The 23,091-nt window shown below is 44.5% G+C and carries 21 protein-coding genes; 16 read left to right on the top strand and 5 right to left on the bottom strand.

Going from position 1 to position 23,091, the window contains the following annotated elements:
• Position 1 precedes the first annotated feature (1 nt).
• Entirely contained in the window at positions 2 to 730 is a 729-nt protein-coding gene (locus AB4263_RS08295; RefSeq protein ID WP_017059324.1) for a tRNA1(Val) (adenine(37)-N6)-methyltransferase, read from the bottom strand.
• A gap of 314 nt (positions 731 to 1,044) precedes the next feature.
• On the opposite strand from AB4263_RS08295, the gene brnQ reads away from it, so the two are divergent.
• Positions 1,045 to 2,358 carry a branched-chain amino acid transport system II carrier protein gene (gene brnQ / locus AB4263_RS08290; RefSeq protein WP_017059325.1) on the top strand — a complete coding sequence of 438 codons (1,314 nt, stop codon included), beginning with the start codon at positions 1,045 to 1,047 and terminating at the stop codon, positions 2,356 to 2,358.
• Positions 2,359 to 2,504: 146 nt separating this feature from the next.
• Here the strand turns inward: brnQ and fldB are convergent, their stop codons facing one another.
• Positions 2,505 to 3,026 (bottom strand): flavodoxin FldB, encoded by a 522-nt coding sequence (gene fldB / locus AB4263_RS08285; RefSeq protein WP_017059326.1) that lies wholly within the window; start codon positions 3,024 to 3,026, stop codon positions 2,505 to 2,507.
• Positions 3,027 to 3,176: 150 nt separating this feature from the next.
• On the opposite strand from fldB, the gene xerD reads away from it, so the two are divergent.
• The 8 genes from xerD (at position 3,177) to AB4263_RS08245 (ending at position 12,630) form a co-directional block, all read left to right on the top strand.
• On the top strand, positions 3,177 to 4,091 hold the full coding sequence (xerD, locus tag AB4263_RS08280; protein WP_017059327.1) for a site-specific tyrosine recombinase XerD: 915 nt from the start codon (positions 3,177 to 3,179) through the stop codon (positions 4,089 to 4,091).
• 26 nt (positions 4,092 to 4,117) lie between these two features.
• Positions 4,118 to 4,897 (top strand): thioredoxin fold domain-containing protein, encoded by a 780-nt coding sequence (locus AB4263_RS08275; RefSeq protein ID WP_372098060.1) that lies wholly within the window; start codon positions 4,118 to 4,120, stop codon positions 4,895 to 4,897.
• A gap of 80 nt (positions 4,898 to 4,977) precedes the next feature.
• Complete coding sequence (gene recJ / locus AB4263_RS08270; protein WP_372098059.1) at positions 4,978 to 6,714, top strand: single-stranded-DNA-specific exonuclease RecJ; 1,737 nt, start codon at positions 4,978 to 4,980, stop codon at positions 6,712 to 6,714.
• Positions 6,715 to 6,949: 235 nt separating this feature from the next.
• Positions 6,950 to 8,048 (top strand): peptide chain release factor 2 gene (gene prfB, locus AB4263_RS08265; RefSeq protein ID WP_100208942.1). Its coding sequence is split into 2 segments (ribosomal slippage): positions 6,950 to 7,024 and positions 7,026 to 8,048, totalling 1,098 coding nucleotides; the frame shifts between segments, so codons are not numbered across the junction.
• Positions 8,049 to 8,146: 98 nt separating this feature from the next.
• Positions 8,147 to 9,679 carry a lysine--tRNA ligase gene (gene lysS / locus AB4263_RS08260; RefSeq protein WP_016795688.1) on the top strand — a complete coding sequence of 511 codons (1,533 nt, stop codon included), beginning with the start codon at positions 8,147 to 8,149 and terminating at the stop codon, positions 9,677 to 9,679.
• Between the two features lie 271 nt (positions 9,680 to 9,950).
• Positions 9,951 to 11,285 carry a cyclic-di-GMP-binding transcriptional regulator VpsR gene (gene vpsR / locus AB4263_RS08255; RefSeq protein WP_017062873.1) on the top strand — a complete coding sequence of 445 codons (1,335 nt, stop codon included), beginning with the start codon at positions 9,951 to 9,953 and terminating at the stop codon, positions 11,283 to 11,285.
• A gap of 567 nt (positions 11,286 to 11,852) precedes the next feature.
• The gene (locus AB4263_RS08250; protein ID WP_017059332.1) at positions 11,853 to 12,104 is read left to right on the top strand and encodes a hypothetical protein; all 252 of its coding nucleotides are present in this window, start codon (positions 11,853 to 11,855) and stop codon (positions 12,102 to 12,104) included.
• 214 nt (positions 12,105 to 12,318) lie between these two features.
• Positions 12,319 to 12,630 (top strand): DUF6482 family protein, encoded by a 312-nt coding sequence (locus AB4263_RS08245; RefSeq protein WP_004735016.1) that lies wholly within the window; start codon positions 12,319 to 12,321, stop codon positions 12,628 to 12,630.
• Between the two features lie 88 nt (positions 12,631 to 12,718).
• Here the strand turns inward: AB4263_RS08245 and mutH are convergent, their stop codons facing one another.
• Entirely contained in the window at positions 12,719 to 13,384 is a 666-nt protein-coding gene (gene mutH / locus AB4263_RS08240) for a DNA mismatch repair endonuclease MutH (protein WP_032546406.1), read from the bottom strand.
• A 616-nt stretch (positions 13,385 to 14,000) separates the two neighbouring features.
• Here mutH and rppH point away from each other — a divergent pair.
• Genes rppH through AB4263_RS08215 form a run of 5 tightly spaced genes read left to right on the top strand, consistent with a single transcriptional unit; the run spans position 14,001 to position 19,311 of the window.
• On the top strand, positions 14,001 to 14,519 hold the full coding sequence (gene rppH, locus AB4263_RS08235; RefSeq protein ID WP_017059335.1) for an RNA pyrophosphohydrolase: 519 nt from the start codon (positions 14,001 to 14,003) through the stop codon (positions 14,517 to 14,519).
• Positions 14,520 to 14,521: 2 nt separating this feature from the next.
• Positions 14,522 to 16,771 (top strand): phosphoenolpyruvate--protein phosphotransferase, encoded by a 2,250-nt coding sequence (gene ptsP / locus AB4263_RS08230; protein WP_372098058.1) that lies wholly within the window; start codon positions 14,522 to 14,524, stop codon positions 16,769 to 16,771.
• Positions 16,772 to 16,779: 8 nt separating this feature from the next.
• On the top strand, positions 16,780 to 17,571 hold the full coding sequence (locus AB4263_RS08225; protein ID WP_372098057.1) for a sulfite exporter TauE/SafE family protein: 792 nt from the start codon (positions 16,780 to 16,782) through the stop codon (positions 17,569 to 17,571).
• Between the two features lie 57 nt (positions 17,572 to 17,628).
• Positions 17,629 to 18,450 carry a prolipoprotein diacylglyceryl transferase gene (gene lgt / locus AB4263_RS08220; protein WP_017059338.1) on the top strand — a complete coding sequence of 274 codons (822 nt, stop codon included), beginning with the start codon at positions 17,629 to 17,631 and terminating at the stop codon, positions 18,448 to 18,450.
• A 9-nt stretch (positions 18,451 to 18,459) separates the two neighbouring features.
• Positions 18,460 to 19,311 carry a thymidylate synthase gene (locus AB4263_RS08215; RefSeq protein WP_017059339.1) on the top strand — a complete coding sequence of 284 codons (852 nt, stop codon included), beginning with the start codon at positions 18,460 to 18,462 and terminating at the stop codon, positions 19,309 to 19,311.
• A 259-nt stretch (positions 19,312 to 19,570) separates the two neighbouring features.
• Here the strand turns inward: AB4263_RS08215 and AB4263_RS08210 are convergent, their stop codons facing one another.
• Entirely contained in the window at positions 19,571 to 20,716 is a 1,146-nt protein-coding gene (locus AB4263_RS08210; protein ID WP_017059340.1) for a Na/Pi symporter, read from the bottom strand.
• A 389-nt stretch (positions 20,717 to 21,105) separates the two neighbouring features.
• Between AB4263_RS08210 and nhaR the strand changes: the two genes are divergently transcribed.
• Positions 21,106 to 21,996: a transcriptional activator NhaR gene (nhaR, locus tag AB4263_RS08205; protein WP_017059341.1), complete on the top strand. Its 891-nt coding sequence runs from the start codon at positions 21,106 to 21,108 to the stop codon at positions 21,994 to 21,996.
• Positions 21,997 to 22,096: 100 nt separating this feature from the next.
• The gene (locus tag AB4263_RS08200) at positions 22,097 to 22,390 is read left to right on the top strand and encodes a metalloregulator ArsR/SmtB family transcription factor (protein ID WP_004735028.1); all 294 of its coding nucleotides are present in this window, start codon (positions 22,097 to 22,099) and stop codon (positions 22,388 to 22,390) included.
• Between the two features lie 277 nt (positions 22,391 to 22,667).
• Here AB4263_RS08200 and rpsT read toward each other — a convergent pair whose 3' ends face one another.
• On the bottom strand, positions 22,668 to 22,928 hold the full coding sequence (rpsT, locus tag AB4263_RS08195) for a 30S ribosomal protein S20 (RefSeq protein ID WP_004739529.1): 261 nt from the start codon (positions 22,926 to 22,928) through the stop codon (positions 22,668 to 22,670).
• Between the last annotated feature and the right edge of the window lie 163 nt (positions 22,929 to 23,091).

The following is a 23,091-nucleotide window of genomic DNA, read 5'->3' as shown; positions in this document are numbered from 1 at the left end:
GCTACATCTTGAGATAAAAATCTTTAGTGAGCGCAATAAATGCTTCGCTATAACCACCTTGATGGTGAATTGTAAGCGATTCACGCTGCAAATCTTGCTCGCAAGCAGGATCTTTAGATAACTCGAATAAAATTCGGCTAGCTGGCTTTTTATCTGTTGTTTTTACATCAAGGCGTTTTGCTAGATACCAACCACATTGCTCGGCAAGCTTGATAAAACCTTCCCCCTCAGGCGTCGGTAGGATGAAACTGGCAGTCGCGGCGTCGGTTGTTATCTCGAAACAACGCTGGGCAAGCGCTAAATGATCCAAGCTGTCGGTGTGCCTGGCGGTGGCTCTTTGGCTTTGCTGCGCCTGTTCTCCAGAGTTGAAGTAGGGTGGGTTACAGATGATCGCATCAAACCTTTGTGGAAAGTCGGCTGTTAACACGCTGCCGTGATCAAGGGAGATACGATTTTGCCAAGGCGACTGCTCAATATTGACAGTGGCAGCATCAATAGCGTGTTGATCAATATCTATCGCAGAGATTGAAGCATCTTCAAAACGCTGCGCAGCCATCAAAGCCAGCAGACCTGTCCCGGTTCCAATATCGAGTACACATGATCTTTGTGGCAGGCTTACCCAAGCGCCAAGTAATACGCCATCGGTACTGACGGGCATACCGCTTTTCCCGCCGTAAATTGAGAATTGCTTAAAATTGAAGCTTTTAGTTTGCACTGTTTTGTCTTTCATTAATGTTCTGAGTATCGAGATATTTTAAGTGATTAGCTCTAATGTTAACCGCTTGTATGAATCAATGTTCTGCTTGGAAGAATATTGTTGTGCATTATGGTTAGTTTATAATTGTGGCTATTTTTCTATAGCTAGTGGAATCCACTGCTTTTTGTTCTCATATGCAAATTTATATGGTGTTTTTGTGTGGTGACTTGCAGCTAGCCAGTTGTTTCGTCATTATGCGCGACTATTTTATAGATTGATTGGCAGCTTTGAGCTGTAACATTCATGTAAGCACAACATAAATTCATAAATATAATTAAGGATTATCTGTGAAACAGAGTCTAAAACTAACAGATATAATGGCATTGGGCTTTATGCTTTTTGCGTTTTTCTTGGGTGCGGGTAACATCATCTTCCCACCTCTAGCTGGCCAATTAGCCGGTGATCACTTCCTTCCAGCGATGTCTGGTTTTCTGCTGACTGCCGTTGGTCTGCCCTTAATCACTATCGTCGCGGTCGCAGTGGCTGGTGGCTCTTGGGGTCACTTAACTAAAGATCTTCCTAAGAAAGCAGCAACCATCATGGCTGTACTGATCTTTATCATTATCGGTCCTGCATTTGCTGCACCGCGTACTGGCCTTGTTGCCTATGAGATGGCGGTGAAACCGTTCTTCATCGATGCCTCTCAAGCTCACCTAACTCTCTTTTCGATTGCATTTTTTGCAGTAGCGATGTTCTTCTCATGGTCGCAAGGTAAGCTTATTGACGTCATTGGTAAGGTGCTAACACCTGCACTGTTCGTTGGTTTGGTTGTGCTGGCGATTGCTGTATTCGTTAACCCTCAAGGCGATATTCTTGCGGCTCACGGTGAGTACATCACTCAACCACTAACCAAAGGTTTCCTTGAAGGCTACAACACCATGGATACTTTTGCTTCTTTGATGTTTGGTATGCTGATTGTTGATGCGATTCGTAGCAAGGGCATTACTGACCGTGCAGCGACGACTAAGTACCTAATTAGCGCGGGTTGTATTGCCGCAGCGGGTCTGGCGTTTGTTTACATCTCTCTATTTTTCCTAGGCGCAACAAGTGCAACAGTCGCAGCTGGTGCAGACAATGGCGGTGCTATTTTAAGCCTATACGTTCAATCGTTGTTTGGTCCTTCTGGTCAGCTAGTGCTTTCTGTGATCGTACTATTAGCATGTCTAACTACGGCGATTGGTCTTGTGTCAGCATGTTCTGATTACTTCAGCTCGCTAACGCCTCTGTCTTACAAGACTTGGGTAATCATCAATGGTGTAGCTTGTGCAACCGTTGCGAACGTTGGTCTTTCTCAACTGATTTCTCTGTCTGTTCCAGTACTGTTTGCACTGTACCCAGTCGCTATCGCGTTGGTTGCTCTGACATTCTTACGTAGCCGTTTCCCTAATCCAAAAGCGGCTTACCGCGTAGTGGTATTAGTGTCACTGCTGTTTGCTCTTATTGATGGCGCTAAAGTAGCGGGTGTAGACGTGTCTGCACTTAAGATGCTGCCACTGTTTGAGATCGGTATGGGTTGGTTGCTTCCAACAACGGCTGCAATCATCTGTATGTTCTTTGTTGGCAAGTCAACAGAACAAGAGATGGCTGAAGAGACTGTTTAATCTTCCGTTGAGATTAGATTGTCCTTCGAGATGAAATAGAAAAGGCCTCATTACTTCGCAGTAATGAGGCCTTTTTGTATTCTGTGGTCTTATTATATCCAGCTAGTTACTTGGTTAGCTACTTAGCCGGGAGTACTTCTGTTTGGTTATAGCTTTTCGCTGTACTCAACCAGTACTTGCTCAACCCAGCTTGCGATACGGTTGTCGCTTAGCTCGTATTGTGAATCTTCATCAAGCGCCAAACCAACGAATTGAGATTTGTCTTCGGTTAACGCTTTAGACGCTTCGAACTCGTAGCTGTCATCGTTTGGCCAGAAGCCAACAAACTCTGCACCCGCGGTTTTCAGTTCATCATGCAATAGACCCATCGCATCTAGGAACCATTCGCCGTAGCCTTCTTGGTCACCCAAACCAAACAGAGCCACAACCTTGCCTTTCATAGGCGTGGTTGCGATGTCTTCCCACAGTTCATTCCAATCTTCTTGGATTTCACCGAAGTCCCAAGTCGAGATGCCCAGCAATAAAAGGTCGTAGTCCGCCATCAATGAAAGAGGGCTTTCTTTCACGTTATGGATATCAACTAGGTCTTCACCAATAATGCCGCGAATTTTCTCTGCTGCCATTTCTGTGTAGCAGGTGGTTGAGCCGTAAAATAATCCAATTTTCATAGCAAACGTTCGATTTTAATTTCAGATGGCGAATTCTAACCATAAATCGACTTCGATTGCAGCGATTATCCGCTCAAGTCGTAATTTTTATGGCATTCATATTTGCTCTGGCATACTCTCAAAACAGTTTCCAATATTGTGAGTAACACTATGCAGTCGCCTCAAGGGCAGAGCGCAGACCACGGTCTCGTTGAGCAGTTTTTAGATGCTATGTGGATGGAGCGAGGATTATCGGAGAATACGCTTGTCTCGTACCGTACCGATTTGTCCAAGTTATTAGCGTGGATGGAAAAGAACAATTACCGCCTCGACTTCATTAGCCTTTCAGGTTTACAGGATTATCAAGGCTGGTTAGCCGACGCCGATTTTAAGCAGACCTCTCGTGCCCGTATGTTGTCGGCGATTCGTCGCTTGTTCCAATATTTGCACCGCGAGAAAATCAGAGGCGATGATCCAAGTGCCTTGTTGATCAGCCCGAAGCTGCCGCAACGCTTGCCGAAAGATTTGAGTGAAGAGCAGGTTGATGCTTTGCTCGATGCGCCAGATCCGAACGATCCGATTGAGCTTCGCGATAAGGCGATGCTTGAGTTACTCTATGCAACCGGTTTGCGTGTGACAGAACTGGTTAGCTTGACGATGGAAAACATCAGCCTAAGACAGGGCGTGGTGCGTGTTATTGGTAAGGGTGGCAAAGAGCGCTTAGTACCAATGGGCGAAAATGCGGTGGATTGGATAGAGACTTTTATTGAACAAGGTCGTCCACATCTACTTGGCGAAAACAGTTCTGATGTGGTTTTTCCGAGTAAACGCGCCAAGCAAATGACCCGTCAGACGTTCTGGTATCGTATTAAGCACTACTCGGTCGTCGCTGGGATCGATACAGAGCTGTTGTCACCACACGTATTGAGACACGCTTTTGCGACGCATTTACTGAACTATGGCGCAGATCTCAGGGTCGTACAGATGTTACTTGGGCATAGTGACTTATCGACAACCCAAATTTATACTCACGTGGCGACTGAAAGGCTCAAGCAAATTCATGCGCAGCATCACCCACGTGCTTAAATCCATTTATTTTTAAGGTGAACTTAATGAGCGTATTACGCCGTCTTCCTCTACTAGCGCTTCCTCTTATGATTACTGCATGTAATGCATCAGAAGCGAAAGTAGAAACAACATCAACAGCCGTAGAAGCTGCTCCAGCTCAAGCTATTGATACAGCTGCGTTAACTAAGCGTTTTGAAAAAATCGGTATTAAGGTCGATAAGATTGTGCCTTCGGATATCGATGGTCTTTTAGAAGTTCAAACCAACAGCGGCATTATCTTTTCTTCTCCAGAGGGCGATCACTTTCTAGCCGGTACACTTTACTCTTTGGATGAAAACGGAAAGTTCAGTGATGTTTTGGCTGAGCGTCAAGCTCCGCTGAATGCTGAAAAAGTGGCAGCGATGTCGGATACGGTTATTGAATACAAAGCCGATAACGAAAAGTATGTTGTGACGGTATTTACTGACATTACGTGCGGCTACTGTGTTCGTCTGCACAGCCAAATGCAAGGCTACAACGATTTGGGTATCACCGTTCGTTACATGGCTTACCCACGCCAAGGTGCGACAGGGCAAGTTGCCGATCAAATGGCAGCAATCTGGGCGTCAGATGATCCAAAAACAGCGATGCATGACGCTAAAGTAAACCGTCAAATGCCAGCGTCTGGTAAAGACCTAGCAGAGCAAAGGCAGATCATTGCTAAACAATACCAATTAGGTCGTGAGCTTGGCATCAATGGCACACCGGCTATCGTGCTAGCAAGTGGTGAGTTGGTGAGTGGTTACTTACCGCCAGCACAACTTCTTCAACGTTTAGAGCAATAATCTCGTTTTCTGTATTGCCAATTTATCCCCCATGTTTTTGATTTAAGGAGTGGCCTGATTGATATCGGGCCCATTTTTATATGATAGAGATCCAACGCCGTCCTGAGGTCGACATTTCAGTCTTACCTGCTCACTTACCTGACTTGTTAAAGCGCATTTATGTGAGTCGTGGAATCGACAGTGCCGACCAACTAGAGACAGCAGCGAAAGGCTTGCACTCTTATCAAAAACTGGGCGGCATTGATGCTGCGGTTGAGCTGTTGTTCAAAGCGATTCAGCAGCAAAAACGCATCATCATTGTTGGTGACTTTGATGCCGATGGCGCGACCAGCTCGGCGCTGTCTGTTTTAGCGTTACGTATGCTCGGCAGCTCTAACGTCGACTATCTGGTACCAAACCGTTTTGAAGATGGTTATGGCTTGAGCCCTGAGGTTGTTGAACAGGCAATCGAGCTTGGTGCTGAAGTGATCATGACGGTCGACAACGGTGTATCTTCAATTGAAGGTGTTCGCTTTGCTAAAGAGAAAGGGCTAGAGGTTCTGGTTACCGATCATCACTTGCCGGGCAATGAACTGCCAATGGTCGATGCTATGGTTAACCCAAACCTTGAAAGTTGTGCTTTTCCTTCGAAAGCCCTAGCGGGGGTTGGTGTCGCTTTTTACCTGATGATGGCATTGTGTGTTCACATGCGTAAATTGGGTTGGTTTGCAGAGCGCGGCATGACAGAACCTAAGTTGATGGAACTGATTGACCTTGTGGCGCTGGGTACGGTTGCCGACGTGGTTCCACTCGATGAAAACAACCGAATTTTAGTTCATCAAGGTTTGCAACGTATTCGTGCGGGTAAAGCTCGTCCGGGCATTCAAGCCTTGATCGAAATTGCTAAGCGAGACGCTAAGCGTTTGGTGGCGTCTGACTTTGGCTTTGCTCTTGGTCCTCGTATCAATGCAGCTGGTCGATTAGACGACATGTCTTTTGGTGTTGAGCTGCTAATGAGTAACAACATCCATGCGGCTCGTCGAATGGCGAGTGAGTTAGATGGCTTGAACCAAACACGTAAAGAGATCGAAGAGGGTATGAAGCAAGAAGCGATGGCTTTTTGTGAGCGCCTTGAATTTGGTAAAGACGACCTACCTTCTGGCTTAGCCCTGTTCCAACGTGATTGGCACCAAGGTGTGATTGGTATTTTGGCTTCGCGTATCAAAGACAAATACCACCGCCCAGTGATTGCGTTTGCAGATGGCGGCGAAGGCAGTATCAAAGGTTCATGTCGTTCAATTCCGGGTCTGCACATGCGTGATGCATTGGACCGAATTGATACTCAAAACCCTGGCTTGATTCTTAAATTTGGTGGCCACGCAATGGCGGCTGGTTTAACCATCATGGAAAAGGACTTTGAACGCTTCAGCAAGCTGTTCAATGATGTGGTGAAGTATGAACTTGGAGAAACAGCACTGAAGGGCATTATCTTGTCTGATGGTGAGCTGTTACCAGAAGAGTTCTCGATGCACACCGCTGAAACGCTGCGTTCAGGTGGCCCGTGGGGACAAGCTTTCCCTGAGCCAATCTTCGATGGTGAGTTTAAAGTGCTGCACCAAAAGCTGGTGGGTGAAAAGCACCTTAAGCTGATGCTTGAGCCGCTCTACAAAGGCCACCCAACCAATGTGATGATTGACGGTATTGCCTTTAACGTCGACCTACGTCGCTGGCCTGATGCATCAGTAAAAACCGTTCATCTTGCATTTAAGCTCGATATCAACGAATTTCGCGGCAACCAATCGTTGCAGCTGATGATTGATCATATCGAAGCCAAATAGTGATTTTGGGCTCAATAATGCTCATCATATAGTGCCAAATTCAACAAGCTCTGTTCAAAAACAGGGCTTGTTTTCCTTCCTGCCCTTACAAAATTTACGTGTTTTTTATGCCTGTCAATTTTATATCCCATTAAGTTGTTGAATCTTGGTTCACCACTCTAAAAAATTCTGTATCTCCGTCACACTTTTGAGTACAATTCTTCGGTTAAATTCTACTCATAAATGATGAGCTAAAATGTTTGAAATCAATCCTATAAAAAACCGTCTGCAGGATGTGTCTGAGCGCACAAATATCCTGAGGGGGTATCTTTGACTATGACGCTAAGAAAGAGCGTCTAGAAGAAGTAAACGCAGAATTAGAACAACCGGATGTATGGAACGAACCTGAGCGTGCTCAAGCGCTAGGTAAAGAACGTTCTGCATTGGAAGCGGTAGTAGAAACGATCGACCAACTTGACCAAGGTGTTGAGGATGTTGATGGCCTATTAGAGCTTGCGGTTGAAGAAGAAGATCAAGAAACGTTCGATGAAATTGAACCAGAACTGGCCGAGCTTGAAGCTAAGCTAGAGAAGCTGGAATTCCGTCGTATGTTCTCTGGTGATCACGATGCATCAGATTGCTACATCGATTTACAGTCAGGTTCGGGCGGTACAGAAGCTCAAGACTGGACTTCAATGATGTTGCGCATGTACTTACGTTGGGCAGATTCGAAAGGCTTCAAGACTGAAGTTATCGAAGTGTCGGATGGCGATGTTGCTGGCCTTAAAGGCGCAACGGTACGTATTTCTGGTGAGTATGCTTACGGTTGGTTACGCACAGAGACTGGTGTTCACCGTCTAGTTCGTAAGTCACCATTTGATTCAAGTGGTCGTCGTCATACTTCATTTGCATCTGCGTTTATCTATCCTGAGATTGATGACAACATTACGATCGACATTAATCCTTCTGACCTACGTATTGACGTATACCGTGCCTCTGGCGCTGGTGGTCAGCACGTAAACACCACGGAATCAGCGGTACGTATTACTCACGTTCCGACTAACACTGTGGTTCAGTGTCAGAATGACCGTTCGCAGCATAAGAACAAAGATCAAGCGATGAAGCAGCTACGTGCTAAGCTTTTTGAACTTGAGATTCAAAAACAAAATGCTGAAAAACAAGCGAGCGAAGAGACGAAATCAGACATCGGTTGGGGCAGTCAAATCCGCTCTTACGTGCTGGATGATTCTCGTATCAAAGATTTACGCACCGGCATCGAAAACCGTAATACTCAAGCGGTTCTTGACGGTGACTTAGACAAGTTTATTGAAGCTAGCCTGAAATCAGGTCTGTAAGCTTTATCAACTATTAAGCTTTACCAATAATATTGGTAAAAATGCCTATATTTGCAAAAATATAGCGGTCCAAATTTTAAAAGCAGGGTACATCTCTAATGACTGATGCTGTTCAAAACGAAAACGCACAAGAAGCTTCTTCACCTGAAGAGAACAAACTAATCGCTGAGCGCCGCAGCAAGCTGGATCACATCCGCCAAAACTGCAAAGCTAACGGTCACCCAAATGACTTCCGTCGTGAGCACCTAGCTGGCGATCTTCAAGCGGAATTCGGTGAGAAGACTAAGGAAGAGCTAGAAGAGCTTAACCACATCGTTGCGATCGCTGGTCGTGTTATGGCGAAGCGTGGTCCATTCCTTGCGATTCAAGAAACTTCTGGTCGTATCCAAGCATACGCAGCGAAAGACGTTCAAAAAGTACTGAAAGAGAAGTACCAAGGCCTAGATATCGGTGACATCATCGGTGTTAAAGGTGCGCTTCACAAATCAGGTAAAGGCGACCTTTACGTGAACATGGAAGAGTTTGAATTGCTGACTAAAGCACTTCGTCCTCTACCAGAGAAGTTCCACGGTCTAACTGACCAAGAGATGCGTTACCGTCAGCGTTACGTTGACCTAATCGTGAACGAAGACTCTCGTAACACATTCATCGTGCGTTCGAAGCTTGTGTCTTCAATCCGTAACTTCATGAGCTCAAAAGGCTACCTAGAAGTTGAAACGCCAATGATGCACGTGATCCCAGGCGGTGCAACAGCACGTCCATTCATCACTCATCACAACGCACTAGACATCGACATGTACCTACGTGTTGCACCTGAGCTTTACCTTAAGCGTCTAGTGGTTGGTGGTTTTGACCGTGTATTCGAGATCAACCGTAACTTCCGTAACGAAGGTCTTTCTCCACGTCACAACCCAGAATTCACAATGATGGAATTCTACCAAGCGTACTCTGACTACAAAGATCTAATGGATCTAACGGAAGAGATGCTAAGCACAGCAGCAATGGACGTTCTTGGTTCTACTTCTATGCCTTACGGTGAGGAAACAGTTGAGTTCGGTGGCACTTACGCTCGCATGAGCATGTTCGATGCAATCAAACACTACACTCCTGAAAATGCAAACATTCAAGCTTTGACTGAAGATGATCTTCAGAACAGAGAATTGATGGTTAAAATTGCAGAAGAAGTAGGTCTGTACGTTGAGAAGTTTTGGACGTGTGGTCAGCTTCTTGAAGAGATCTTTGGTGAAACGGCTGAGCCTCAGCTAATTCAACCAACGTTCATCACTGGCTACCCAGCGGACATCTCTCCTCTAGCACGTCGTAGCGATGACAACCCATTCTTCACAGACCGTTTTGAGTTCTTCATCGGTGGCCGTGAAGTCGCGAACGGTTTCTCTGAGCTTAACGATGCACAAGATCAAGACGAACGTTTCAAAGCGCAAGTTAACGCGAAAGACGCGGGTGATGATGAAGCTATGTACTACGATGCAGACTACATTACAGCACTAGAGCACGGCCTACCGCCAACAGCGGGTCAAGGTATCGGTATCGACCGTCTAGCGATGCTATTTACAAACACGCACACAATTCGTGATGTGATTTTGTTCCCGGCAATGCGCCCACAAGCGTAATTTTCGCTTACGGTTTGTAACAAACGCGTTAATTGAAAAGCCACCTTCGGGTGGCTTTTCTGCTTTTATGACTTTAAAACCTTGCTTGCACCGCACTCTTGATTCGAAAAATCACTATTTCTGACATAGTCTTACTATTGAGACGAAAAATCTAAGATAGTCTCATTATTATACGCCTCGGCGCTGAATACGATCTCGTGGCATTTTGTAGAGTTATCAGCATTAAACTCGTATTAGTCTGATTTAAATAAAAATAGAATAAGGAAGAAGGATGGGAACTCAATTTAAGATGGATTCCTTACCAGGTTCTCTTATCGTGGTTGGTGGTGCGTACGAACCCTGGTTATCAGTGTTAGAACAAGTGGGTTGGCAGTGTACCCAGTGTGCAGATCTACGAAAAGCCGATGCCTTGATTGCTGACATTGGTCCATGTATCGGTATTGTTGATCTTAGCCATGATGAGTTTAGTCTTAACGGTATTGCTAACCTCGTAAGCAATAACAAGCAGGTGCGATGGCTCGCCTTTATCCGTGAATCTCAATTAAGCTCTGATACGATCTGCCAGTTTATCGTCAACTTCTGTATCGACTTTTTCACGGCACCAATCCCAGATGCTCAATTGCTGAGTACCATTGGTCACCAACTGGGTATGCTTAAGCTTGAGCAGAAGGTATGGCCAAACTACGGCATCAATAACAACATGGGACTGCTAGGCGATTCTGTGGCCGTGAAGCGCTTGAGAGACCAAGTAAAGCGTATTGGGCCGACTGATGTCAGTATCTTGATTTATGGCGAGAGTGGGGCTGGTAAAGAGACGATTGCACGCTCGATTCATCAAAATTCGTCGCGAGCACAGAAACCATTTTTAACGGTTAACTGTCGTGCCTTGTCTGAAATGAGAATAGAGGCCGAGGTGTTTGGCATATCAGCACAGTCAGCGACTGCGCCTTGTATGTTGGAAGAAGCCGATGGCGGAACCATCTTGCTTAATGATGTTTTAGCGATGCCACGCAATCAACAACTGAACCTGTTGCGCTTTCTACAAGAAGGTAAGATTGAAACTGCGAATGGACCTAAATCTGTCGATGTGCGTATTCTGGCCGCGAACTCCTCTGATATCGAGAAGGCGTTGATCGAGGGCGACTTCAATGAAGAGCTTTATCACTATATCAATGTTCTGCGTATTCATGTTCCAAGCTTAAAAGAACGTGTGAGCGATATTTCAGTACTGGCGAATCATTTTCTGCGTGAGTACTCGAAAGAGTTTAATGCTCAAGCGAAGAGCTTCTCAGACGATGCTATCCGTTCGATGAATCGATACCATTGGCCTGGAAATGTGCGTGAGCTGATGAATCAGATTAAGCGTGTTGTGTTGATGTCTGATGCTGTGATCATTGAGGATCACCAACTGGATTTACCAAAACAGAATGATGAACGCCGAAGCTTGAAGAGTATTCGAGAGCGCTCAGAGCGCGATGCGTTACTGATTGTATTGGAATCTTACGGTGGTCAGGTTTCATTGGCGGCTAAGGAGCTCGGTGTATCACGAGCGACGATGTACCGCTTGCTGAATAAACACAGCCTAATCTCTGAAGGTGTTGTTTAGACTCTTCTCTACATGACTTTATTCAGTCACCGTAAATTAAAGGCCACGTATCTACGTGGCTTTTTTGTTTCTGAAGGGTAGTCCGTTGTTTTCTAGTTAGACCCTAAGAGAGATATGCTGTGATTTTATATAAGCATAGTGAATATGTTATATGTAAATGAATATGCAACTGATATTTTAGGCGAATGCATTGTTTTAAAAATGTTAATCAATTAGCGGTTGAATAATATACTCACTTGGTTAGACTTTAACCGTTAAAGCAACGATTTAACAAAGACTTGTCTGCTTTTACTTCCCCATTTTTTTTGGATTTTTTAGTTAGCTTGGAGGCGCAAATGAAACATTTCGATTTTATACAGCATATTTGCGCGTCGTTTGAGCCGTGTACTGACATGGTGACTGATATGTCACTCACATCAGCCATAGCCGATCGAAACACCCAAGATAAACCTAACTAATAGATCCGTACCCTTATTTGGCTGCGGAAAAATAGCAGCTAAGTGAGAAGCCCTCATACTATCTAACACGCTATTTTTCCTCAGTTGATTCAACAACTGGAGAGTTATTATGCGTCACTCAGTATATTTAAAATTAGCAACAGTCCTTATCCGTGCCGATCTTCGTCGTGAAGAGCGCGAATGGCAACGAAAAGTTCGTCGTAGTTCATATGAGCTGCCATGGAACAATACTCACTTATTAAGAGATATTGGTCTTGAAGCTGACGGTCGACCGATTGGTTTTTCTGAACCAGAAGTCGTCACGATTGAACGTCGAGTACGTCACCTTCGTCGTGTCTTAAGTGCGCGAATACCGACGTAATCTGCGGGGTTGATAGCACCTTTCAACCCCTAAGATAATTAACAGTGATAGTTATGGCGTCGAAAGTGCAAACTTTTGAACTAGAACTGGCCAAAAAAGAGAAGCGCTTGCTTCTCTTTTTTGCTTTTTTAAGCCGAGATCTGTGCTTTTTTAAGTCGTTATCTAGTAAAGGAAAAGAGTTCTACTAAGCTTTATAGAGCAAGGGAGGCCGGCTATGCAAAAGCATCAATTAGACATGTGGTTACATGGAGAGCACAAAGACTCTTATCAAACACCCAAAGTGTACGTTATTGGCTGTTCTGATATTTCAGAATATCTATTGGCGGTGGAGTACAAACATAAGCTAGAACCGGTAAAGCAAGACGGCGAGCCGCTTCACTTTGGATCCTTGGATCAAGTGAAAGAGGAGTTACTCCGGCTCGGCTTTGAAAAGGCGTATCTTCGCTTACACAACGCCTATGATGAGTTTGGTAATGAGCCAAGCCAAAGCTACTGTGATATTGAACTGGCGCTCAAACCTCATTAAGAGGCGTTGGTAGCGAGATATTGATTCTAATTCCAGACTGTTTTTTAACGCACTGATAGTTTTGGCTATCGAGGCTCGATTAAACGATCTATGCGTAATGTGTTGTCAGTAATTTATGGGTGAATTGAGTTCGCAGATAGAAACCACGTGGTTTAGTTTTGATAGGTTTTCCGCTTGCACCGTAAGCTTCCGTTAACACACGACTGTTAGCAGCCTTCGGACGTAAATGCAGTGCTTCACCGTGTCTTGCTGTTATCTGTTCAACATTGCCTAAAACGATCAACTCCATCAGTTCTTCCCAATCTCGCTTCAAGAGTTCGTCTTCAGCTTGGCTAGGTGTCCATAATAATGGGGATCCTACATGCCTCTCTGCTAGCGGGATCTCTCTTTCTCCCTCGACAGGGATCCACAACACCTTAGACAGCTTGTTTCGAACGTGGCTGGTTTCCCAAGTTATGCCTTGCACACCCATCAAAGGAGCAACACACACAAAGGTGGTTTCGAGTGGCTTGCCAGAGTAGCTAATCGGAATGCTTTTTAGCTCGATACCGAGCTTGGCAAAATCTTGTTCTGGCTTACTGCCTGCAGGTGCACCCAAGTGCCATTCCAATAGCTGCCCAACCCAGCCTTTATCACGCTTAAGGTCGTTTGGCATCACCATCTCAGCTTCGTCAGCGAGCTCTTTAAAGGTCATTCCGGCGATGGCATACGCGCGCTCTAACAGCTCTTGTTGTGTTTGTGGTTCTGGTTTCATAATAAAAGGCATGATCAAAAAAATGATTTTATCAGAAGTTATCACCAAATGACGACTGGTTAAGAAATGATCTCCTTGCGAGAGAAGGGATCAAATTCAGGGTTATCCACAGGACATAAAGGTAATTAATTGAAATATTAATTTAGTGGATAAATAAACAGGGGTTTATGGTGGATAAAATGCTTGCCAAATGGGGTTCAAAATGAATCTTTCACTTAGTAGTGTGGATAAACATCGGAGTGGTTGATCTTTAACCATGTCAGGTTTCTGAAAGATCTTTTACATTTCTAATGTTTTTTAAAACTAGAATGTTATTTTAATCTACTGATTTATATAATAATAAAATTATTTTGACTGATTTGTTGTTTTTGGTGTTGATGAATCTATGGATTAAAAAAAACGATTGCGGGTAATTCTTCACATAGTTATTCACAGAAAAGGTGAATAAATGTGGTCTATGTCTCACTATTGTGTGGGTAACTAGAATTTGAGCAAAACTTATCCATATTCCTAGTTATTATTCATAAATATAGCGCTTATCACGTCACTAAGTTTGCTCCGATTGGGGATATGTGGAAAAATCAGAGTAATTAAAAATTTAGATAGAGGTTGGCCAGTGATAGATGGCGATGGTTACCGATTAAATGTTGGTATTGTAATCTGTAACAACCATGGTCAGGTCTTCTGGGCTAAACGATACGGGCAACATTCATGGCAATTCCCTCAAGGGGGAATAGATGAAGGTGAGACTCCGGAACAGGCAATGTACCGCGAGTTGTATGAAGAGGTTGGCCTTACTAAAAAGGATGTAAAGATCGTCGCGACAAGTCGTCATTGGTTACGCTACAAGCTACCCAAACGACTGGTTCGGTGGGATTCTAAACCTGTCTGTATTGGACAAAAACAGAAGTGGTTCCTTTTGCGCTTAGATTGCGATGAATCGCATATCAATATGCAGCGTGGAAGTACACCTGAGTTTGATGGTTGGCGTTGGGTGAGTTACTGGTACCCAGTTCGACAAGTTGTTTCTTTCAAGCGAGATGTTTACCGTCGAGCGATGAAAGAGTTCGCATCTTTAGCAATGCCGTTTAAAGAGCGAAAAATAAAAGGAAAGCGCAAATTGCGTAGAGGTTAAGCATGCTCAGTCAACTAAGGGAAATAGTTGAACACGTATCAAGAGTTGAAGATGTGTCGACGGCTCTTGATATTTTGGTTAAAGAGACATGCAGTGCGATGCAGACGGAATGTTGCACCGTGTATTTGGCAAATAATGATATGCAGCGCCTTGAGTTGATGGCAACTCAAGGCCTGATCTTCAAAGGCAATAGCATTCACATTGGTTTTGACGAAGGTCTGGTTGGCCTTGTTAAAAGAAGTGCTGAACCTATCAACCTTGCACAAGCGTCTGCTCACCCTGCTTATAAGTTTTTTCCAGAGCTTGGAGAAAACGTCTATCACTCTTTTCTCGGTACTCCGATTATCCACCGCAAGCAAGTGCTCGGTGTATTGGTCATTCAACAGAAGACCCCACGTTTATTTAGTGAGATGGAAGAATCCTTCCTTGTCACGCTCTCTGCACAACTTGCCGTTATTGTGGCGCACGCCCAAACTCAAGGCCATTGGCTGTTAGAGCAACAGAAGCTACCGGCTACTAAAGGTATTGCAGCTTCATCGGGCGTGGCGATTGGTGACTTATGGTGGGACAACACTCAGCCTGAACTCACCGATGTTTATCCTGCTTCGACGCTCAATATAGAGAGAGAGCATGAGTTGTTGGCGGTAGCGGTTGAAAACGCCCTCAATGACTTTAAGCGCATGCGAAAGCGCTTAGATAGCGAAATCAATAAAGATGCGTTGGCGATCTTTGACCTGTTTACTCACTTACTCAACGATCCTATGCTGCGTAAGGATCTAAAAAGCCAAATCCAGAAAGGCGATAAAGCCGATTGGGCACTAAGACAGGTTGTAGAGAGTTATTCTAATCGCTTTGCTCGTATGTCGGACGTGTATCTTCGTGAGAGAGCACAAGACATCCGAGAGCTCGGACAAAGGCTGCTCTATTTCCTCCACAACTCTGAACATGAACTTCGCACGTTAGATAAGCCGATTATCCTAGTGGTTCGTGAGTTAACCGCTTCGGTATTAGCGTCTATTCCCAAAGAAAAGCTCTTAGCGGTGATTTCCTTGGAAGGGGCGGCGAACTCGCACGCAGCGATTTTATCTCGAGCGCTTGGCATTCCTTCCGTCATGGGGGTAAACCTCAACCTAGCTCAAGCTAATGGCAAGCGAGCGATTGTTGATGGGTATAGCGGTGAGATCTTTATTGAGCCGACTAAAAGCCTGCTCAAAGAGTATCGAGGGCTGATTCTAGAAGAGAGTGAGCTCTCCTCTATGGTCAATCGCGAGCTGTACCTACCGGCAAAAACGCAAGACAACAAGCAAGTCGAGATTCTGCTTAATGCGGGTTTAAGTGCAGACACTAACATCGCTATCAACCAAGGCGTTGATGGCGTAGGGCTGTATCGAACTGAAATTTCTTTCTTGTTGCAGCAAAGATTCCCGTCAGAGGATGAACAATTCAAGCAGTATCGTTCTGTACTGGCAAGCTACCCAGAGAAACAAGTGGTGATGCGTACACTCGATATCGGTGGTGATAAGGCCTTACCGTATTTTCCTATCGAAGAGGACAATCCATTCCTTGGTTGGCGTGGTATTCGGTTTACGCTCGATCATCCTGACATCTTTATTATTCAGTTACGTGCCATGCTACGTGCGAGCTGTGAAAGCCATAACTTGAGTATTTTGCTGCCGATGATCTCTGGTGCACAGGAGTTGGATGACGCGCTACAGTTGATTGAACAAGCGTATTATGAAGTGCATGAGCTTGATAACCGAGTGCGTATGCCTCGCGTTGGTATCATGATTGAAGTGCCATCCATGCTGTACATACTGCCGCTGATTGCGCATAAGGTCGACTTTGTTTCAGTCGGTACCAACGACTTAACCCAATATTTATTAGCGGTTGATCGGAACAATTCACGAGTATCCGATGTCTATGAATCAATGCACCCTGCGGTGATCATGGCATTAAAACAAATTCATGATACTTGTAAGCAATATCAATTACCTGTTTGTATTTGTGGCGAGTTAGCCGGTGACCCGATGGGCGCGCTGCTATTGATTGGATTGGGGTATGAGACGTTAAGTATGAATACCTCGAATGTCGCAAGAACCAAATATTTGATTCGTCAATCGAACTTGGCTGAATTACAGGATTTGGCAAATAAGGCACTTTCAAAACCGTATGGTAGTGACATCTATAGTATGATGCTGAACTATTTCGAAGAGCGTGAATTTACAGGCTTCATTCGAGCAGGTAAAAAATAGGATTTAACGTGTCATATGAACTGATAGGCTTGTTAGCGGGCCTTGGTGCTATTGTTGGTGTTTTAGCAGGCTTGCTAGGCATTGGTGGTGGTTTGCTGGTTGTTCCTGCCTTACTGTTTTTGCTTCCTAAAGCGGGTATCCCCCAAGAGTTTGCGATGCAAATGGCATTGGCTACTTCGCTATCAACCATCATCGTTACGTCGGGATCGTCTGCGATTAACCATCTAAAGTTGGGTAACTTAGAGATGTTTGTCGTTAAATGGTTGATGCCAGGTGTGGTGATAGGTGGCTTCCTCGGCTCTTTCGTGGCCGATGTAATTCCAGCTCAATACTTACCAAAAGTCTTTGGTGTGATTGTTTTGGTGTTGGCGTTGCAAATGCTATTGTCGATTCGCTCCAAGAGCCAAAAATCGATGCCGGGTTCAGCTAAAACCGTGTTGTGTGGCGGCGGGATTGGTTTGGTATCAAGCTTAGCGGGCATTGGCGGTGGGTCTTTATCGGTACCTTTCCTTAACCATCACGGTGTGGAAATGCGTAAAGCCGTCGGCTCATCTTCGGTATGCGGTTGTGTTATCGCGATTTCGGGAATGCTAGGTTTCATTTGGCATGGATCTTCTGTCGATGATCTTCCTGCGTATAGCTTGGGTTATGTTTATCTACCGGCTTTGATCGCGATATCTTGTACCTCAGTTTTGACCACTCGAGTGGGTGCGAAACTGGCCACTCAATTGCCAACCCCTGTGCTGAAGAAATTCTTTGCGGTATTTTTAATGTTTATAGCAGCCACAATGCTGCTGTAGTGTCTTTTCTGTTAGTCATTGAGCTAACCGTTAATCAATTTAGATAGAGAGCCAAGTATGTCTCAGGGTTTTATCGAATTCCCAAATATCGATCCTGTTCTTATTGAACTAGGACCAATCTCAGTTCGTTGGTACGGCCTAATGTACCTTGTCGGTTTTATGTTTGCTCTTTGGTTAGCAAATCGCCGAGCTGATCAACCGGGTAGTGGTTGGACTCGAGAGCAAGTATCAGACTTACTGTTTGCTGGCTTTCTAGGTGTGGTGTTGGGTGGTCGTATTGGCTACGTACTTTTCTACAACTTTGACCTTTTCCTAGCAGACCCACTGTACCTATTTAAGGTATGGACTGGCGGTATGTCTTTCCACGGTGGCTTGCTGGGTGTTATCACCGCAATGTTCTGGTATGCGAAAAAGAATGGTCGCACCTTCTTTGGCGTGGCAGACATGATTGCACCACTCGTCCCATTTGGTTTAGGTATGGGCCGTCTAGGTAACTTCATGAACAGCGAGCTTTGGGGCCGTGTGACTGATGTGCCATGGGCGATTGTGTTCCCTAACGGTGGTCCACTTCCTCGTCACCCATCTCAACTTTACGAGATGGCGCTTGAAGGTATCGTGCTGTTCTTCATCTTGAACTGGTTTATCAAAAAGCCGCGTCCTCTTGGTTCTGTATCAGGGTTATTCCTAGCTGGATATGGTACATTCCGCTTCTTAGTAGAATACGTACGTGAACCTGATGCTCACCTAGGTTTGTTCGGTGGATTTATCTCTATGGGACAAATTTTGTCACTGCCAATGGTTATCATCGGTGTGCTGATGATGGTGTGGGCATACAAGCGTGGTCACTACAAAGACGAATTACCACAACAAACGAAGTAAGGAATTGGTGTGAAACAGTATTTAGATCTCTGTCAGCGTATCGTTGATGACGGTACTTGGATTGAAAATGAACGCACGGGCAAGCGTTGCCTAACCGTGATCAATGCTGATCTTGAATATGATGTTGGTAATAACCAATTCCCACTGGTAACAACGCGTAAGAGTTTTTGGAAAGCCGCAGTTGCTGAGCTGCTTGGCTATATCCGTGGTTACGACAATGCTGAAGATTTTCGTAAGCTAGGGACTAAAACTTGGGATGCGAATTCTAACCTGAATGAAGCATGGCTGAATAACCCTTACCGCAAGGGTGAAGATGACATGGGCCGTGTTTATGGCGTTCAAGGACGTGCATGGGCAAAACCTGACGGCGGTCATATCGACCAACTGAAGAAGATTGTTGATGATCTAACTAACGGTATTGATGACCGCGGCGAGATCTTAAACTTCTACAACCCAGGTGAGTTCCACATGGGATGTTTGCGTCCGTGTATGTACAGCCATCACTTCTCACTACTTGGTGATACTCTGTACCTAAACAGCACTCAGCGCTCTTGCGATGTACCCCTAGGCCTGAACTTCAACATGGTTCAAGTGTATGTCTTCCTAGCTATCATGGCGCAAATCACGGGTAAGAAAGCTGGCGTGGCTTACCATAAGCTAGTAAATGCTCATATTTACGAAGATCAACTTGCACCTATGCGTGATATCCAGTTAAAGCGTGAGCCGTTAGCTGGCCCAACATTCCATATCAATCCTCAGATTAAGTCTCTAGAAGATTTGGAAACATGGGTAACGATGGATGACTTCTGGGTTGAAGGTTACGAATGCCACGAAGCGATTAAGTACCCATTCTCGGTTTAATCTCACTCGCTTTGTTTGATTGAAAGGCTGCCTCTGTGCAGCCTTTTTTGTATCTAAGTTACAGTGACGAGTAATCGAGATTCGAAGAGCAGAGAAATCATATGCTGTGTGATGCTTTATGTTACTCGTATACTCTCAACGCGCATTGGCTCTTTCTCTTCGATACTCGCTTACACGAATCCCGTATCTGCTCTTAAAAAGAAAAAGCCCGCAACCTAGGAGGTAGCGGGCTTTGCTATAAGCGATGTTTATTTTGCTATTAAGCGGTAAGAGCTAACACGCTACCAGGCAGTACAAGGAATACCGCAACAAGGTAACCAGCCACTACAGCTTTGTTCTTCACAGCCATGTCTGAAATCATGTCTGCCGCTTTAACTGGAAGTTCACGTAGGAACGGGATACCGAAGATGAATACCGTTGACATGATGTTGAACACCAAGTGTACTAGAGCAATTTGTAGTGCGAATACTGCGAACTCACCAGACACTGCTGTAGCTGCAAGTAGAGCCGTAATACATGTACCGATGTTTGCACCCAGAGTGAATGGGTAAACGTCACGTACTTTAAGAACACCTGAACCTACTAGTGGAACCATCAAGCTTGTTGTCGTAGAAGAAGACTGAACAAGGATAGTCACGATAGAGCCAGAAGCGATACCGTGGATTGGACCACGACCGATTGCGTTCTTTAGAATCTCACGAGCACGACCAACCATTAGGCTCTTCATCAGCTTACCCATTACAGTAATAGCTACGAAGATAGTTGCGATACCTAGAGCGATAAGCATGATGCCGCCAACAGTGTCGCCAAACGTTGATAGTGGTTCTTTAATCGCACTTACAACAGGCTTAGTGATTGGCTTGATGAAGTTAAGACCACCCATGCTCATATCACCTGTTGCTAGCATCGGTGATACTAACCAGTGAGAAATTTTCTCTAGAATTCCAAACGCCATCTCTAGTGGTAGGAAGATAGCAACGGCTAATAGGTTAAAGAAGTCGTGGATTGTCGCACTTGCGAATGCACGTTTGAACTCTTCTTTACAACGAACGTGACCAAGGCTAACTAGCGTATTGGTTACCGTAGTACCAATGTTAGCACCCATGATCATAGGAATTGCTAGCTCAACAGGTAAACCACCTGCCACAAGGCCAACGATAATTGAAGTAACTGTACTTGATGATTGAATAAGCGCTGTTGCTACTAAACCAATCATTAAGCCTGCAACTGGGTGTGAAGCAAATTCGAAAAGAACCTTTGCTTGCTCGCCTGTTGCCCATTTGAAGCCTGTACCAACCATTGAAACTGAAAGTAATAGTAGGTAAAGCATGAATGCCAAGTTAGCCCAGCGTAGCCAACGAGTAGTGCTCGAGATAGGCGCTGCTGCAGTAGTAGCTTGGTTCATAATGTTTTCTCCATTGGACCGTTTAAGTCTGTGTTTGGTCTGTTTGTTTAATCTGAGCGTGATGTTAGAGGGGAAATATTTCAGTAATATTACATTTTGGTTTAGGTGCGACTTTTTTGTGATGATTTACTCTTTAAATATTCCAATTGCTAATGTGGTTGTTTTAAGTTGTTGTTTTAAATTGTTTTTTAATGGAAATTCTATAGGTGATATAGATCTTAAAAGTTAAAAAAAAATTGAAAATAATCGATGAAATATTACATTATGAAATCAGACACTTCGAAAAAATAAGTGGTAAATCTATGTTTGGTTAGGTTTTTCCGAGTTTGTTGAGTGGCGGTGTCATATTTGATATAAAAGGGTATCTACTCTTTTATTACGGCACATCTATGTCGCATCTCAACTACAACCATCTGTATTACTTCTGGATGGTTTGCAAGCAAGGCTCTGTTACTAAAGCTGCAGAAGCCCTATTCCTAACACCACAAACGGTAACGGGGCAGATAAAAGCCTTAGAAGAACGCATGGATGGCAAGTTGACCAAGCGTAATGGCCGAAGTGTTGAGCCTACAGAGCTTGGGCAACTGGTCTTTAAATATGCCGATCGTATGTTTGGCCTGAGTTACGAGATGCTGGACATCGTGAATTACAGCCAGCACTCCAATATTCTGTTTGATGTTGGCGTCGCGGATGCGCTCTCTAAAAGACTCGTCAGTAAGATACTGATGTCGACCATCCCTCCAGATAACAGCATTCACTTGCGCTGTTTTGAATCGACCCATGAAATGCTACTTGAGCAACTCTCTCAACATAAGCTCGATATGATTTTGTCTGACTGTCCGGTGGACTCTAGTCAAAGCCCGGGCCTGTTCAGTAAAAAGCTGGGTGAGAGTGGAATGAGCTTTTTTAGTTCAGGTCAGGTTGAAGGGGTTAATTTCCCTGCTGTATTGGAGCAAAGAAAGCTTTTGATCCCTGGCAGCCGAACCTCAATGGGTCGTAAAGTGCTGCAATGGTTTGATAGACAAGGGCTTAAGCCAGATATTTTAGGTGAGTTTGATGATGCCGCATTGATGAAGGCTTTTGCTCGTTACCATCATGACGTAATATTTTTAGCACCGACGATTTATATGTCTGAAGTGGAAGACGACACATCACTGCAACTATTAGGCGGTATTGAAGAGTTAAAAGAGGAGTACTACGTCATATTTGCTGAGAGGATGATCCAACATCCAGCAGTAAAAAACGTATGTGACGCAGATTTTAGCAAATTGTTCGAGTGAGATAGTTTGTTAATGAATTGATATCGATTATCATAACTCCGCAATATGCCGGAAATACTGATAGCCCGTAGTTGGCGTAAAGGTTGTAGGGAGCCAAACTATGAACTTAAAAGAGATGGAGAAGAACTCAGCACAAGCTGTGATTCTACTCAAAGCCATGGCTAACGAGCGTCGCTTACAGATTTTGTGCCTATTACATGGCACTGAACTGTCGGTTGGGGAGTTGTGTGGCAAGTTGGAACTGAGTCAGTCTGCTTTATCTCAACATCTTGCTTGGTTGAGAAGAGATGGTTTGGTCGAAACTCGCAAAGAAGCTCAAACTGTGTATTACACATTGAGTAGTGAAGAAGTAAAAGCGATGATTAACCTACTGCATGGTATTTACTGCAAGTAGCTTATTGCTGGTGGGAGGGGGATTTCTTATCAGCGATAGAATGACACAAGGAAGTGTTAGCATTTCACATTGAACGTTAGTGTTTACCTATCTATCTACGTACCAATTTGCTTCTCTATTTATTTTTCTGATTGTTTGTTTTATCTATCTGCTTAAATTGTTTATCGGTCAGAAAAACGGCTGTTAGCACGTAAAATAAAAGCGTTACTCAAAATTTAGATATAAAAAAACCGGCCTAGGCCGGTTTTTTTCGTTTTGCGTTGTAATCAAATTTCTATTAAAGAGCTTTGATTGCAGCAGCGAAACGAGACTTATGACGTGCAGCTTTATTCTTATGAATAAGGCCTTTAGTCGCCATACGGTCAAGAAGTGGTGTAACTTCTACAAGAGCAGCAGTTGCAGCTTCTTTATCACCAGCTGCGATAGCTGCGATAGTCTTTTTCATGTAAGTGCGCATCATAGAACGACGGCTAGCATTGTGCTGGCGACGTTTCTCAGCTTGGATAGCGCGCTTCTTAGCAGATTTACTGTTTGCCAAGGGTCTAACTCCCAAAAACTTAGTTCGGTGACAATTTAAGGGCGAGGACTATCCCTCATTAGCGCTTAATTGTCAAATGATTTGTGCAAAAACCAATCGTAGCCAAACAAACTTTGGTATGGAAAGGTCATCGCGGTTAAGATGGCGGGGATTCTAACAGCAT

Origin of the sequence: Vibrio sp. 10N.261.55.C5, assembly GCF_041470505.1 — a bacterium.
Classification (GTDB): domain Bacteria; phylum Pseudomonadota; class Gammaproteobacteria; order Enterobacterales; family Vibrionaceae; genus Vibrio; species Vibrio crassostreae_C.
Note: the sequence above shows the minus strand (reverse complement) of the source record. Positions and strands in the feature narration are given on the sequence as shown.